This is a genomic window from Streptomyces sp. NPDC048196 (assembly GCF_040652715.1).
Taxonomy (GTDB): domain Bacteria; phylum Actinomycetota; class Actinomycetes; order Streptomycetales; family Streptomycetaceae; genus Streptomyces; species Streptomyces siderophoricus.
The window spans coordinates 42,735-57,575 of record NZ_JBEZMM010000018.1; the positions used below are offsets into that span (position 1 = coordinate 42,735).

A 14,841-nucleotide genomic window follows, 5' to 3' on the forward strand; every position below is an offset into this window, starting at 1 on the left:
CCGGGCGGACCGCACCGGCCCGCCCGCTTCCTTTCGATGCTCGCCGAACCGTCCGGCGCTGTCCCGACGACACCCCGCCGGATGCCACTGCCGGGCGCTACCCCACCCCGCTCCAGAAACCCGTCAGCGCCTCGGCGGTCTTCTCCGGGCGTTCGACGTTGGGGGAGTGCTCGGCGCCCTCGATGACGGTGCGCCGGGCCGACAGCCGGCGCGCCATGTCGTCCATCGACGGCACCGGCCAGGCGTAGTCCAGCGACCCGGAGACGACGTGCACGGGGAGCCCGGTACGGGCCAGCTGCGCCACCCGGTCGGGCTCCGCCAGCATCTGCCGGCCGGTCGCGATCAGCTGCTCGGGGACGGTGTTCAGCCAACGACGGTGCAGGAACGCGCCGATCTCCGGCGGGGTCTGCGCGTCCGCCGCCTCCGGCGGGTCCAGCTCGCGCATCGCCCGCCAGACGTCCTCCATGCCCAGCGAGCCGAGCGCGTCGATCAGCATCCGCACCCGGGCCTGCTGGGACGTCTCGATGGCCCCCGGACCGGAGCTGAGCGCGGTCAGGGACCGGAACGGGGTGGCGTCGAGCAGCACCGCGGCCCGGGTGATCAGGCCGCCCAGCGAATGCCCGAGCAGATGCAGCGGGCCGTTCCCGGCCTGCTGCACGGCCCGCGCCTGGGCCAGTACGTCGAGCGCCAACTCCCGCTGGGCGTAAGCCCGTTCGTCCCGCGGACCGGAGGACTCGTGCTGCCCGCGGCCGTCCAGCGCGACCGCCCGGAACCCGGCCGCGGCGAGCGGCGCCAGCAAGGCGATGAAGTCCTCCTTGCTGCCGGTGAAGCCGGGCACCAGCAGCGCGGTCCCGATCGGCGCACCGTCGGGCCGGGCGTCGTGCACGGCGAACTCGCCGCGGTCGGTGTCGAGTCGGTACGCGCGGGCGCACGGGGGCAGCGTGAGGGTGGGCGGCCTACTCATGGGGTGAGGTTAACCGGACCGGTCGGGAAAACCGGGCCGGGACGCCGAACGACCCGGCACCCGCGGGGAGCGGGGCCGGGTCGTCCGGTCGAGCGGGCCGTACGGCGTCAGTCGGCCGGCTGGGCGGCCGCGGCCTTACGGGTCCGGGTGCGCTTCGGCTTGGCCGGAGCCTCCTCGCCCTCCACGGCGGCGGGGGCCGCAGCCGCGGTCTTCTTGGGGGCAGCGGTCTTCGCCGCCGTCTTGCGCGTCCGCTTCGGCTTGGCCGGGGCCTCCTCGGCGGCCTCGGCGGTCACCGCCGCGGCCTCGGGGGCCTCGGCGGCGGCCGGCTTGGCGGCGGCCTTACGCGTCCGGGTGCGCTTCGGCTTGGCGGGGGCCTCGTCGGTGCCCTCGGCGGTGTTCACCGCGGTCTCGGCGGCCTCCGCGGCCTCGGCGGTGGTGGCCTTGGCGGCGGCGGTCTTCCGGGTCCGGGTGCGCTTCGGCTTGGCCGGAGCCTCCTCGGCGCCCTCGACGGTGTCCACCACGGCCTGGGCGGCCTCGGTGGCTTCCTGCGCGGCCGGCTCGGCCTCGGCGGCCTTGCGGGTCCGGGTGCGGGTCCGCTTCGGCTTGGCCGGGGCCTCGGTCACCTCGGGCGCCGGGGCGACCGGGGCGGCCTCGGCCACCACGTCGGCGGCCTCCGTGTCCTGCGCCGGGGCGGCGCCCGCCACCGGGATCGTCGCCGCGGCCTGCCCGCTACGGGTCCGCCGGCGCCGGCGCGGCTGGCGCGGACCCGCGGACTCCTCGGCGGCCTCCGCGGCGTCGAGCGACCCGGTCGCCTGCGCCTCGGAAGCAGCCGGGTCGTCCAGCGGCGCACCACTGCGGGTACGGCGGCGCTGCCGCGGTGCACGGGTGCGCTTGGGACGCTCCTCCTCGACGGCCGGGCCCCGGCGGGGCCCGCGGCCGCGGCCGCCGGTCTCGCCCAGGTCCTCGACCTCTTCCGCGGCGAGCCCGGCCCGGGTGCGCTCGGCGCGCGGCAGCACGCCCTTGGTGCCCGCGGGGATGTGGAGCTGCTCGTAGAGGTGCGGCGAGGTGGAGTAGGTCTCCTCCGGCTCGTCGAACGGCAGGTCCAGCGCCTTGTTGATCAGCTTCCAGCGCGGGATGTCGTCCCAGTCGACGAGGGTGATCGCGGTGCCCTTGGCACCCGCCCGGCCGGTGCGGCCGATGCGGTGCAGGTAGGTCTTCTCGTCCTCGGGCGACTGGTAGTTGACGACGTGGGTCACACCCTCGACGTCGATACCGCGGGCGGCGACGTCGGTGCAGACCAGGACGTCGACCTTGCCGTTGCGGAAGGCGCGCAGCGCCTGCTCGCGGGCGCCCTGGCCGAGGTCGCCGTGGACCGCGCCGGACGCGAAGCCGCGCCGGGAGAGCTGGTCGGCGATGTCGGCGGCGGTCCGCTTCGTCCGGCAGAACACCATCGCCAGACCGCGGCCCTCGGCCTGCAGTATCCGCGCGACCATCTCCGGCTTGTCCATGGAGTGCGCGCGGAAGACGTGCTGGGTGGTGTTGGCGACGGTCTGGCCCTCGTCGTCCGGCGCGGTGGCGCGGATGTGCGTGGGCTGCGACATGTAGCGGCGGGCCAGCGAGATGACCTGGCCGGGCATGGTCGCGGAGAACAGCATGGTCTGCCGCTTGGCCGGCAGCAGCTGGATGATCTTCTCGACGTCGGGAAGGAAGCCCAGGTCGAGCATCTCGTCGGCCTCGTCGAGCACCAGGCTCTTGATCTGCGAGAGGTTGAGCTTCTTCTGGCCTGCCAGGTCCAGCAGCCGGCCGGGCGTGCCGACGATCACGTCGACGCCCTTCTTCAGCGCCTCGACCTGGGGCTCGTAGGCCCGGCCGCCGTAGATCGCCAGCACCCGCACATTGCGGACCTTGCCGGCGGTGAGCAGGTCGTTGGTGACCTGCTGGCACAGCTCACGGGTGGGGACGACGACGAGGGCCTGCGGCGCCTCGGTCAGCTGCTCGGGCTGCGCCCGGCCCGCCTCGACGTCCGCCGGGACGGTGACCCGCTCGATGAGCGGAAGTCCGAAGCCCAGGGTCTTGCCGGTGCCGGTCTTGGCCTGGCCGATGACGTCGTTGCCGGAGAGGGCGACGGGGAGCGTCAGTTCCTGGATGGGAAAGGGGGAAACGATGCCGACGGCTTCCAGGGCCTCGGCGGTCTCGGGAAAAATCCCGAGGTCTCGGAACGTAGACAGAATCTTGCCTCTTCTGTGAGACGCGGCGTGAGGCGGCGAAGGGGGTCGTACCGCACCGTCGCACGGTTTCGTACGGGGCCGGCCAGATGGGGCCGGTGGCGCGGGACCACTGCCAACGCTCAGGCGCTCCTGCCGCGAGCGGTGTGCCTCCTGCTGTGCGTATGTCTCGTACGCGCCGCGGGGGAGGGCGGTCGGTTTGGAGCCGATCGGGCCACCGACCGGGCATCCGCTTCGTGGAACGACCCACCGATACTCGGCAGGTCCAATACCACTGTACCCCGGATACGGCGCCCCCATCCGAAGGCTTGTATGAGTGAGGAATACGTCACGTCCCCGCACACCGCCCGGACCCCGCTCCGGCGGGCCGATCGTACGGGTGAACACAACTGGCTGACCAGGACCTTCCCCGGACCGCCGAGCGGGCTATTGTGCCGCCATGGGAACGCCTGACAACGCCGCGGCTGACGCGCAAGAACACACCGGGATCGCCGCCCAGGACTGGGCGCAGGCATCCGCCGACCCGCACTACCGGGCCGCCGTGATCGATCTGCTCGGCGCGCTCGCGTACGGCGAGCTGTCCGCCTTCGAGCGCCTGGCGGAGGACGCCAAGCTCGCGCCGACGATGGACGACAAGGCCGAGCTGGCCAAGATGGCCTCGGCCGAGTTCCACCACTTCGAGCGGCTGCGGGAGCGGCTGGCGCAGATCGAGGCCGAGCCGAACGAGGCGATGGAGCCGTTCGCCGCCGCACTGGACGAGTTCCACCGCCAGACCGCACCGTCGGACTGGCTGGAGGGCCTGGTCAAGGCCTACGTGGGCGACTCGATCGCCAGTGACTTCTACCGCGAGGTCGCGGCACGGCTGGACGCCGACACCCGCGACCTGGTGCTGGCGGTGCTGGACGACACCGGGCACGCGACCTTCGCCGTGGAGAAGGTGCGGGCGGCCATCGAGGCCGAGCCGCGGGTCGGCGGCCGGCTCGCACTGTGGGCCCGCCGGCTGATGGGCGAGGCGCTCTCGCAGGCCCAGCGGGTCGTCGCGGACCGCGACGCGCTCTCCACGATGCTGGTGGGCGGGGTCGCCGACGGCTTCGACCTGGCCGAGGTGGGCCGGATGTTCTCCCGGATCACCGAGGCGCACACCAAGCGGATGGCGGCACTGGGCCTGGCGGCCTGACCGACGGCGTACGAAGGAGGGGCCGCCGGGCGCTTCAGGCCGTCCGGTGCCCCTTCAGCGTCGCGGCCGGCCGCCGAAGACGGCTGCGCGGCGGGCGCACCAGGACCGACAGCAGCGCCGCGCCCAGGGCGGCCGCGGCGAGCATCACCTGGACGGGGTGCCCGGGGCCGAGGATCGAGCGGGTCAGCAACGCGCCGAGCAGGGCCGCGACCGGGCCGGTCGCCAGGGTGAGACCGCGCGCGGGGAAGCGGTCGGGCAGCCGGCGCATGGCGAAGACCGCGATGGCGAGGCCGATGGCCACGGCTCCGAGCGCTTCGAAGATCATGCTCTTCCCTTCCACGTTCCGTGCGGGCTTCGGGCACCACGCCGTCGGCGCGGTGCGCCGATCCGTCGGGCGAACAAATCGGTCGTAGGCGGTCGTACCCAGGGGGCGGCGGCAGCAACCCTCGGCGCGCCACCCCGCTGCCCGATCAGCGCAGCGGGCCGGAGACCGGTCCGGAGCCGGCTGCCGACCAGGACGAACGGAAAAAGGCGGCGGCCCGGGGGAACGCGTCCCCCGGGCCGCCGCCCTCGTGCTCCGCGGGCGCCGCGCGCGGCGCCCCTCGATCAGAGCGCGCCGAACCCGACCTTGCGGCCGGCCGGCTCGCCGATCTCGACATAGGCCAGCCGGTCCGCCGGGATCAGGACCTTGCGGCCGTGTTCGTCCGCCAGCTTCAGCAGCTCCGACTTGCCGGCCAGCGCCTCGGCCACCGCCCGCTCGACCTCTTCGGCAGACTGCCCGCTCTCCAGAACGATCTCGCGGGGCGCGTGCTGCACGCCGATCTTGACCTCCACGGCTTTTGTCCCTCCGACGGTCTGCAGGTCCCCCAGCACCGCTGGGGGGAGGATGCGCGGCCATCCGCGCCGTACGCAGCACACATTAGCCCGGTACGGGGACGCACAGGACGCCGTGGACCACGCCCGCAGCGAACAGGGTCAGTGCGTGTCGCTGCCGTGCAGCGGGAAGCCGGCGATGCCCTTCCAGGCGAGCGACGTCAGCAGGGCCACCGCGGTGTCCCGCGGAACCGCGCTCCCGGAGGAGAGCCAGTACCGCGCCACCACCTGGGAAACCCCGCCCAGGCCCACCGCCAGCAGCATCGACTCGTCCTGCGACAGGCCGGTGTCCTCGGCGATCACCGCGCTTATGGCCTCGGCGCACTCCAGCGACACCTTGTCCACCCGCTCGCGGACCGCCGGCTCGTTGGTCAGGTCCGACTCGAAGACCAGCCGGAAGGCGCCGCCCGGGTCCTCGACGTACGCGAAGTAGGCGTCCATCGTCGCCGCGACCCGCTGCTTGTTGTCGGTGGTCGACGCCAGCGCGGAACGCACCGAGTGCAGCAGTGCCTCGCAGTGCTGGTCCAGCAGCGCGAGGTAGAGCTCCAGCTTCCCCGGGAAGTGCTGGTAGAGCACCGGCTTGCTGACGCCGGCCCGCTCGGCGATGTCGTCCATGGCCGCGGCGTGGTAGCCCTGTGCGACGAAAACCTCCTGGGCCGCACCCAGAAGCTGGTTCCGCCGGGCGCGGCGTGGCAGGCGTGTGCCCCGCGGGCGCGCCGCCTCGGTCTGCTCGATGGCGCTCACGCTGCCTCCCAGAAATCGTTCCCTACGCGGCCAGTACAAGGTGGTGCACCGCGCCCGCCATCGTACTTTTGGGTAACCCGGCTGTGGGCGGTCCGGGCCGAGAATTTCTCTCCGGCCCCGGCGCGCCAATGCGACATAACGCCCCAGGTCATCGGTATTCGTCTTCGTTCAGCTCGACGACCCGCGCCTGCTCGGCGAGGTCCGCCTCGTTCGCGACGGCCGGGTCGATGCCGTTCAGCGCCTCGTCGCGCTGCGGTGCGAGATCGGCGTACTGCTCCTGGGCGTCCGCCTCCGGCGCCTCCACGTCGAATTCGGCGGTGTCGCTGTCGTCCACGAAAGTGTCCGGGTCTGTCGGGTCGACACGCATGATGACTGCCTTTCTCGGTGCTTTCTCGCGTGCTCGCTGGTCGGCTGGTGCCTGGCAGGAAAGCGGGGGCAGGGGCGGCCCGCCCCTGCCTACGAGCGTAGGAGAGCGGCCGCGACGGCGCGATGCGGTGTGTGACCGCGAACACACGATCGGGGGTGTGATCGTCTCGTAACATCGACCCCATGTCTTCGACCGAGTCGCCGGACACCGCGACCACCGCCCTCCCGGTGCCCCCCGCCGGCCCAGGTCGGCCCGGCGCGGCGGAGACGGTGCGCACCGTGACCCTGCCGGGCCTGACGCTCACGGTACGGGCGCCGGAGGGGCAGCCCGAAGGGCGGGGCGCCGACGGGCCGGGGGCGGCCCGGGACCGCGAGCCCGCGCTCTACGTCCACGGCCTCGGCGGCTCCTCGCAGAACTGGTCGGGACTGATGCCGCTGCTCACCGACCGGCTGGACGGCGAGGCGCTCGATCTGCCCGGCTTCGGGCACTCCCCGCCACCGGGTGACGGCAACTACTCCGTCTCCGCGCAGGCCCGCGCGGTGATCCGGTACCTCGACGCGGCCGGCCGCGGCCCGGTCCACCTCATCGGCAACTCCATGGGCGGCACCACCGCCACCCGCGTGGCCGCCGCCCGGCCGGACCTGGTCCGCACCCTGACGCTGATCTCGCCGGCCCTGCCCGAGCTGCGGCCGCAGCGCACGGCGGTGCCCACCGCACTGCTCGCCGTGCCCGGCATCGCCACCCTCTTCGCCCGGCTCACCCGCGACTGGACCGCCGAGCACCGCACCCGCGAGGTGCTGTCCCTCTGTTACGGCGACCCCGCAAGGGTGACCCCGGAGGGCTTCGACACCGCGGCCGCGGAGTACGCCCGGCGGCTCGAACTCCCTTATTTCTGGGAGGTGATGGAGCGTTCGGCGCGTGCGCTGGTGAACGCGTACACGCTCGGCGGACAGCACAATTTGTGGCGGCAGGCCGAACGCGTGCTCGCCCCCACCCTTCTCGTCTACGGTGGACGCGACCGCCTGGTCTCCCTCCGGATGGCCCGGCGGGCGGCCGCGGCGTTCCGCGGTTCGCGGCTGCTGACACTGCCGGAGGCGGGGCACGTGGCGATGATGGAGTACCCGGAGGCGGTGGCGCGCGCCGTCCGCGAGCTGCTCGATTCCGAGATGACCGAAGTGACCGCTGATCCGGGCAGGAGCTGACACGCCCCGTGGGACGTCATAGCCGCCGAGACCGGCCGGAGGCCGAAGACCCCTCGCAGTCCGCGGCGCCGCCCGGCCAGAGTCCGCCGGCCGGCCGGGCACCCGCCCCCGGTCCCGGCCCGGGGCGCCGCAGGCGCGAGCCGGCCGGAGGCGACACGGTCCGCGGCGGCCACCCCGAACAGCGTGAACCGGGCGGCGCCTGGGGCGCGTTCCCGGGCGTGCCGGCCTCCTCGATGACGCCCGGGACGGCAGCCGGGCGGACCGCGCCCGGGACGCCCGGGCAGGCCGCACCGCGCATTCCCCGCCCGCGCGCGGAGATGGCCCCCGGCGCACCGCCGATGGCCGCACCGGGCACCGGGCCCGGCCCACGGCGGGACTACGTGGCCGCCTTCGACGCGGGGCAGTTCACCCGGCGGCCGGACGGCCCCGGCGGCGCGCTCGACGCGGACGCCGCCGACGACGATGTCTTCCGGGCCGGTGCGCCCGGCGCCGTCCGTACGCCCGCCGCAGCCGTGGCGTACGGCCGGCCGAACGCCGGAGATGCGGCGGGTGGCGCGGCGGGCGCACGGGTGCCCGAGCCCGCCGGGCCCGCGGACCGTGACGCCGACGAGGACTTCGCGGCCGGTGCGGACGCCGCCTTCGACGAGCCGCGACACGGCGCCCGGAGGGGCGGCAAGGGCCGGACCTTCACCGGCGCGGCGGCCGCCGCGGTCACCACCGTGCTCGCCGTCGTCATCGCCGGCCAGGTCGCCGAGCAGCACAAGGACGGCGGCGACCCGCAGCCGCGCAGCGGCAACGACCGTACCGACGCGGCCGGTGACGAGGCCTCGCGGTCGCAGTCCCGGCCCACCCAGGACGCCAAGCCCGCCGGCTACGACGAGCAGATGGCGCAGGCCTTCCCGCTGGACGCGCACCTCACCGCGAGCGGACGCTTCAAGCCGGTCGGCGGGGACGCCGAGGCGCCCGGCCACGGCAAGGTGCTGCGCTACCGCGTCGACATCGAGGAGGGACTGCCGCTGGACGGCACGCTCTTCGCCGAGGCGGTGCACAAGACCCTGAACGACGACCGGAGTTGGGCGCACGGCGGACAGCGGACGTTCCAGCGCGTGGCCTCCGGCCCGGCCGACTTCGTGATCACCCTGGCGAGCCCGGGGACCACCGCGAAGTGGTGCGCCAAGTCCGGTCTCGACACGTACGAGGAGAACGTCTCCTGCGACTCGGCGGCCACCGACCGGGTCATGATCAACGCCTACCGGTGGGCGCAGGGCGCGCAGACCTACGGGCGCGACAAGATGCACGCCTACCGCCAGATGCTGATCAACCACGAGGTCGGCCACCGGCTCGGGCACAACCACGAGAGCTGCACCCGGCAGGGCGCGCTCGCCCCGGTGATGATGCAGCAGACGAAGTTCCTGACCACGGACGGCGTGACCTGCCGGCCCAACTCCTGGCCGTATCCCACCGCGCACTGAGCGGGCGCACACGGCGGCGTAGCGATCACATAGCGCGTCGAAACGCCCCAAGAGGCGGAAAGTTACGTGCTTTCACCCCTTCCGGTGGCGCGACGGACAACCGTCCATCGCGCCACCGGCCCTTTTGCATAGCGTCTTCCTGCAGCTCGACGGTCGTGCGGCCGTCGCGTCAGGAAAGCCGACATGGGAGGACGGGGGTGCCGCCGTGCGCATTGGACTCCTCACCGAGGGTGGCTATCCGTACGCACCGGGTGAATCGCACGCGTGGTGCGACCGGCTCGTACGCGGGCTCACCGGCCATGACTTCGAGGTCTACGCCCTGCGCGCCGACCCCCGGCGCGAACGTGGCCGGCCCGTGCTGCCCGGGCACGTCCGGGTGCACGACGCCCCCCTCTGGGGCGACTTCCCCGCCGGGCACCACCGGGCCGCGGACGAGCGCCGCGGCCGGGCACCCGGACGGCGGGCCCGGCGCCGCTTCGCCGAGCACTTCGGCGACCTGCTGACCGCGCTCGCCTCGGCACCCCCCGAAAACGCCCTGACCAGGAAGGCGGACCGTTTCGCCAGCGGTCTGTACGGACTCGCCGAACAGGCCCGCGACGACGGCGGGCTGCCCGCCCTGCTGCGCTCCGAGGACGCCGTGCGCCGGCTGGAATCGGTCTGCCACGGCCCCCGGGCCCTGCCCGCCGCGCACGGCGCCCAGGTGGGCGACCTGCTGACGGTCGCCGACCGGCTCGAACGCGCCCTGCGCCCGCTCTCGTTGGACTGGTACGGCGACGGGGACACCCCCGGCCTCGACGGCGCCGATCTCTGCCACGCCACCTCCGGCGGCGCGGCCGCCCTCCCCGGCCTGCTGGCCCAACGCTTCTTCGGTACCCCGCTCCTGGTCACCGAGTACGGCGTACGGCTGCGCGAGCACTACCTCGCGCGCGCCGCGGCGCCCCTGAGTGCCCCGGTGCGCGCCCTGCTCGCCGCGTTCCAGGGCGCGTTGGCCGCCGAGATCTATGCCCAGGCCGCCCTGATCACTCCCGGCAACGCGCACGCCCGGCGCTGGCAGGAGCGCTGCGGCGCGGACCGGGAACGGCTGCGCACGGTCCACCCGGGCATGGACGCCGCACCGTTCGCGACCGTCGCGGACGCCCCGGCCGACGACTCCAAGACCCTGGTGTGGGTCGGCGCGGTCGAGCCCGCCAAGGACCTCGTCGCGCTGCTGCACGCCTTCGCGGAGGTCCGCCGGGCCGAGCCGGAGGCCACCCTCCGGATCATCGGCGGCCTCGGCCGGGACCCCCGGGCGGCCGGCTACCTCGCCCACTGCCGGGCACTGGCCGCCCAGCTCTTCCCCGACGAGGCGGCCGATGCCGTCACCGTCGGCGAGAACCCGGTCAGCTTCGAGGAGCTCGGCAGCCCCGACGCGCCCACCCTGGCGGACGCCTATGCCTCCGCCTCCGTAGTGGTGCTCTCCAGCGTCGTCGAGGGCTTCCCGCGCTCCCTGGTGGAGGCGATGTTCTGCGGCCGCGCCACGGTGTCGACCGACGCCGGCGCGGTCTGCGAAGTCATCGGCGGCACCGGGCTGGTGGTCCCGCCGCGCAACCCCCGCGCGCTCGCCGAAGCCTGCGGCGCGCTGCTCGGCGACCCGGACCGCAGGGCCCGGCTGGGCGCGGCCGCCCGGGCCCGGGCGCTCGAACTGTTCACCGTGGAGCAGAACACCGCGGCATTTCGTGGCATCTACCTGGAACTGATCTCGCACGCCCCGGCCCGCCCGCCCGGCGCCCGGGACCGGGACGCGCACGGCGTACCGCAGCCGTTCGCCCACCCCGCCGAATCCCATGTCCCCGGCCGCTGGGCCGGCACCGGCGCGGCCACCGGGCCCGCTCCCGCACCGGCCGGCCGGACGCCGAGCTGGGCGGTGCCATGAGGCGGCGCGGACTGAGGGCGAAGCGGCCTACCGACCAACCGGGCGACAGACAGCCGTGGTTGGCGCGACGGAGAGGAAAGGGGTGGCGGCAGTGGTGACAGGTGTGCTGGACGTGATGTGCGCGATGGGAGTGGTGGGTGTGGCCCTGGTGACGGGCATGGCCGACGTGGCCCACGCCGGCAACCGGGACGGCCTCCGCCGCCGCGCACCCCGGGACCGCGCCGCGGGCCCCCACCCGGTACCGGTGCGCCCGACGGCCCCGGAGAAGGGGGACGAACGATGACCACCCCGGACCGCAGCCCCACCGGCGCCCTCCACAACAGCGCGGCGGACGGCCCTACGGCGTCCGCCCCCGCGCCCCGCAAGGCCGTCACCGCCCGGCCCGCCCGCCGCGGCCCCGCCGACCCCGTACGTGCCCTGATGCACCGTCACCACGCGCTCTGCGCCCAGGCCGTCGACCCGCTGGAGATCGCCGCCGGCCTGGAGGCCCACGGCGTCACCGACCGCACCGCCGCCCGCTTCCGGCACCGGGACGTCTTCTCCCTCGCCGAGGAGCTCTACGCCCGCGTGCCGCGCGCGGAACCCGGCGCGGCGGGAACGGCGGCCCGCCCGGGCGCGAGCGCCGGAGAGCGGGCCCTGGACGGCACGGCGGGGGAGTGGACGGCGGACGGCGGGGCGGATTACGGGACGCACCGCGGGGCTGGGGGTGACCCCCTGGACGACGGGGACGGATCGTCGTACGCGGGCGGCGGATCGTCGTATCCCGGCGGCGGGGCGGGGCGGCCGTACGCCGGCGGGGCGGTGGGGCAGCCGTGCGCGGGCGGGGCGGTGGGGCAGCCGTACGCCGCCGGCGGGGTGGCGGGGCGGTCCTGCTCCGACGGCGCCGGCGGGCCGCGGATTTTCTCCCCCGCCCCCTCCCCCCTCTCCCCCTTCGGGGGAGGGGGCGGGGGGTGGGTCCGGGGGTGGGGGGGACGCTGCGGCGCCGCGCTGCACCTCCTCCCCGCCGCCCTCTGCGCCGCCACCCTCGCCGCCCTCGCCTCCGTCGGCCGGACGGCAACGCCCCTGGTCCGTACGTTCGTTGGTGTCACGGCAACACCCCTGGCCCGTACGGCCGTTGGTGTCACCGGCCTGGTACTGACCGCCCTCGCCGTCCGGCTGGCCGTACGCACCGGCCCGTTGCGCGCCCGCCACCCCGGCACCGGCCCCCGCGCCGCCACCCTGTGGACCTGCTGGACCGTCAGCTACGCGCTCGGCGGGGACCGGCTGCTCGGCCGGCTGCTGCCCGGCGGCCCCGCCCTGACGGCCGTCCACCCCCGCCCCGCCCTCGCCGCCGCCCTCGCGCTCGCCCTCGCCGTGCTCCCCGCCGCCGCCTCCGCCCGCTGGTTCGCCGTACGCGGCCGCCGGGGCCTGGCCGCCAGCCGCGGCCTGGGCGAGTTCGCGGCCCGCATCCGGCCGCTGCTGCTCGGCACCACCTTGCTCTTTCTGGGCACGCTGACCGCCCTGCTCCTCGGTGCCCGGGCGGCCCTCCAGGGGAGCGACGGCGGCGCCCTCCCGGTGGTGTCCGTCCTCGCCCTCGGGCTGCTGCTCTTCCTCGCCCGGCTGCTCACCGTCCACGGCTTCCCCAAGCCCGCCACCGTCGGCCTGGCCTCGGCCGCCGCCCTGGAGGCCCTCGCCCCCGCCCTCGTCCTGATCGCCCGGCTCCCCGGCGCGCCCCCGCTCGACACCCCGGTCCGGGCGCTGGCAGCCGCCGTCGGACCGGCCGCGGTCCCCGCCCTGGCCTGTACCGCCGCCGCCCTCGGCCTCCTCGCGTACGGCCTGCGGGCGCTCACCGGCGCCTGCGCGCACTCACCCGCCCCCGCCTGCCCGGCGAAGGCGTCCCGGCCGTGACCCTCCCGACGGCCACCGGGCCGCACGCCCACGTCGCCCCACCCGGGCGCCCGCACCACGCACCACCGCCGCAGAGGCACCCGGCAACGGCCTCTCCGGCACCTCCGGCCGCGGCGGCCCGCCCGCCGCGGACCACGCCCCCCACGCGGCACCCGTTCCTACGACGGACGCCGACCCCCCGGCCGGAGCGCACGCACTTCCCACCATCCGCCTTAGGAGCACGACACATGAACGTCCAGCCGACCGAAGCCCGACGGCACCGGGGGGTCGCACGATGAGGGTGCTGCTCATCGGCGCCAACGGCTACCTCGGCCGTTACGTCGCCGACCGCCTGCTCGCCGACCCCGCCGTCCAGCTCACCGCCCTCGGGCGGGGCGACGACGCCGACGTCCGCTTCGACCTGGCCACCGGCAGCCCCGGGGCGCTCACCCGCTTCCTCGACGCGGTCCACCCCGGCGTGGTCGTCAACTGCGCCGGCGCCACCCGAGGCGGCGCCCGCGAGCTGACCCGGCACAACACCGTCGCGGTCGCCACCATCTGCGAATCGCTGCGCCGCAGCGGCTGCGGCGCCCGCCTGGTCCACCTCGGCTGCGCCTCCGAGTACGGGCCCTCGCAGCCCGGTTCGTCGACCGCCGAGGACGCCGTGCCGCGTCCCGGCGGGCCGTACGGCGTCAGCAAACTGGCCGCCACCGAAATGGTCCTGGGCTCCGGCCTCGACGCGGTCGTGCTCCGGGTCTTCTCGCCGGTCGGCCCCGGCACCCCGGCCGGCTCCCCGCTCGGCCGGCTCGCCGAGGCCATGCGCCGCGCCATGCAGTCCGGCGACAACGAACTCAAGCTCGGCGGGCTCGGCGTGCAGCGGGACTTCGTCGACGTCCGGGACGTCGCCCGCGCCGTGCACGCCGCCTCGCTGTCCGCCGCACAGGGCGTCGTCAACATCGGGACCGGCCGCGCGGTACGACTGCGCGAGGCCGCCTCGGTGCTCGCCCGGGTGGCCGGCTTCGGCGGCGCGCTGCACGAACTCGACTCCCCGCCGGCCCGGCTCGTCATCCCCGGCCCGGCCGGCGAGCACCCGGTCGGTTCGCCGCCCGCCACCTACCCCTATCCGGACGGCTGCGGCACCTGGCAGCAGGCCGACGTCCGCACCGCCCGCGACCGGCTCGGCTGGCGCCCCCGGATCGTCCTGGAGGAATCCCTCGCCGACATCTGGATGGAGGCCGCATGTCGCATCTGACCACCCCCGCCGGCCCCACCCGCGCCCCGACCGGCGCCGCCCCGCTCGGCCTGGGCGTGCCCGGCTTCGCCCATCCGCTGCTCGCGCCCGCCGAATGGGCCGGACTGCTCCACTGCGGGCCGGGCCTGGTGCACTGGGCGGTGCTCGACGTGTCCAACGGGCCCGGCGCCCGCCCCGACCCGCACTGCGTCCCGGCCGCCGCCCGCCTCCGTGAGATGGGTGTCCGAGTACTGGGACACCTCGACCTCGGCCGGGGCACCCGCCCCTTCGGCGAGCTGCTCTCCGACGCCCACCGCTACCTGGAGTGGTACCGCGTCGACGGCTTCTGGCTGGACCGCACCCCCACGGACCGGCCCCTGCTGCCCGCCACCCGGCGGATCGCCGCCGCCCTGCGCGGCCTGTGCCCGGACGGCCACCTCGTCTTCGGACACGGCAGCCACCCGCACCCCGGCTACGCCGAAGCCGCCGACCAGCTCGTCACCTTCGCCGGCCGGTGGGCCGATTACCGCTGGTCACAGGTGGCGGAGTGGACCGCCGACCACCCTCCGGAGCGGTTCTGCCACCTCGTGCACAGCGTGCCGCGCACGCACCTGGACGAAGCGCTGCGGATCGCCCGCTGGCAAGGGGCGGGCACCGTGTACCTCACCGACCGGCGGGCCGGGGCCGCGGACGCCGTCGGAAGGGCCTGGGAATCACTGCCCGGCTACTGGGACGAATTCGTCTCGCGCATCGGACCGGGTGTCTCGGAATGAAGATGGGCGTGGCAGTGTTACGGAAAGACAAGCCA

The 14,841-nt window shown here is 75.2% G+C and carries 14 protein-coding genes; 8 read left to right on the forward strand and 6 right to left on the reverse strand.

The features are described from left to right. Positions 1–97: 97 nt before the first annotated feature. Both AB0E02_RS19480 and AB0E02_RS19485 read right to left on the reverse strand, forming a co-directional pair. Positions 98–964, reverse strand: a complete 867-nt coding sequence (locus AB0E02_RS19480) for an alpha/beta hydrolase (protein WP_362140967.1) — start codon at positions 962–964, stop codon at positions 98–100. A gap of 107 nt (positions 965–1,071) precedes the next feature. Beyond that, positions 1,072–3,489, reverse strand: a complete 2,418-nt coding sequence (locus AB0E02_RS19485; protein ID WP_362140969.1) for a DEAD/DEAH box helicase — start codon at positions 3,487–3,489, stop codon at positions 1,072–1,074. Between the two features lie 139 nt (positions 3,490–3,628). Between AB0E02_RS19485 and AB0E02_RS19490 the strand changes: the two genes are divergently transcribed. Next, entirely contained in the window at positions 3,629–4,366 is a 738-nt protein-coding gene (locus tag AB0E02_RS19490; RefSeq protein WP_030804981.1) for a ferritin-like fold-containing protein, read from the forward strand. Positions 4,367–4,400: 34 nt separating this feature from the next. Here AB0E02_RS19490 and AB0E02_RS19495 read toward each other — a convergent pair whose 3' ends face one another. The 4 genes from AB0E02_RS19495 to AB0E02_RS19510 form a co-directional block, all read right to left on the reverse strand. Then, positions 4,401–4,691, reverse strand: coding sequence for a hypothetical protein (locus AB0E02_RS19495; protein ID WP_030413911.1), 291 nt, complete (start codon positions 4,689–4,691; stop codon positions 4,401–4,403). 281 nt (positions 4,692–4,972) lie between these two features. Further along, positions 4,973–5,200 (reverse strand): DUF3107 domain-containing protein, encoded by a 228-nt coding sequence (locus AB0E02_RS19500; RefSeq protein WP_362140972.1) that lies wholly within the window; start codon positions 5,198–5,200, stop codon positions 4,973–4,975. Positions 5,201–5,341: 141 nt separating this feature from the next. Beyond that, a complete protein-coding gene (locus tag AB0E02_RS19505) occupies positions 5,342–5,983 on the reverse strand; it encodes a TetR/AcrR family transcriptional regulator (protein WP_360946957.1) in 642 nt (213 codons plus the stop codon). A 148-nt stretch (positions 5,984–6,131) separates the two neighbouring features. After that, positions 6,132–6,350: a hypothetical protein gene (locus AB0E02_RS19510; RefSeq protein ID WP_362140974.1), complete on the reverse strand. Its 219-nt coding sequence runs from the start codon at positions 6,348–6,350 to the stop codon at positions 6,132–6,134. A 182-nt stretch (positions 6,351–6,532) separates the two neighbouring features. Here AB0E02_RS19510 and AB0E02_RS19515 point away from each other — a divergent pair, with 182 nt between their 5' ends. The 7 genes from AB0E02_RS19515 (at position 6,533) to AB0E02_RS19545 (ending at position 14,806) form a co-directional block, all read left to right on the forward strand. Then, positions 6,533–7,552 (forward strand): alpha/beta hydrolase, encoded by a 1,020-nt coding sequence (locus AB0E02_RS19515; protein WP_362140976.1) that lies wholly within the window; start codon positions 6,533–6,535, stop codon positions 7,550–7,552. 8 nt (positions 7,553–7,560) lie between these two features. Further along, entirely contained in the window at positions 7,561–9,024 is a 1,464-nt protein-coding gene (locus tag AB0E02_RS19520; RefSeq protein ID WP_362140978.1) for a DUF3152 domain-containing protein, read from the forward strand. Between the two features lie 205 nt (positions 9,025–9,229). Beyond that, complete coding sequence (locus AB0E02_RS19525) at positions 9,230–10,936, forward strand: DUF3492 domain-containing protein (RefSeq protein ID WP_362140980.1); 1,707 nt, start codon at positions 9,230–9,232, stop codon at positions 10,934–10,936. A gap of 91 nt (positions 10,937–11,027) precedes the next feature. Beyond that, positions 11,028–11,219 carry a hypothetical protein gene (locus AB0E02_RS19530; protein WP_362140982.1) on the forward strand — a complete coding sequence of 64 codons (192 nt, stop codon included), beginning with the start codon at positions 11,028–11,030 and terminating at the stop codon, positions 11,217–11,219. Further along, positions 11,216–12,823 (forward strand): hypothetical protein, encoded by a 1,608-nt coding sequence (locus AB0E02_RS19535; RefSeq protein ID WP_362140984.1) that lies wholly within the window; start codon positions 11,216–11,218, stop codon positions 12,821–12,823. The genes AB0E02_RS19530 and AB0E02_RS19535 overlap by 4 nt, the downstream gene beginning before the upstream one ends. Positions 12,824–13,097: 274 nt before the next feature. Further along, positions 13,098–14,054: an NAD-dependent epimerase/dehydratase family protein gene (locus AB0E02_RS19540; protein ID WP_362140986.1), complete on the forward strand. Its 957-nt coding sequence runs from the start codon at positions 13,098–13,100 to the stop codon at positions 14,052–14,054. Further along, positions 14,042–14,806, forward strand: coding sequence for a spherulation-specific family 4 protein (locus AB0E02_RS19545; RefSeq protein WP_362140988.1), 765 nt, complete (start codon positions 14,042–14,044; stop codon positions 14,804–14,806). Before AB0E02_RS19540 ends, AB0E02_RS19545 begins: the two co-directional genes overlap by 13 nt. The last annotated feature ends 35 nt before the right edge of the window (positions 14,807–14,841 follow it).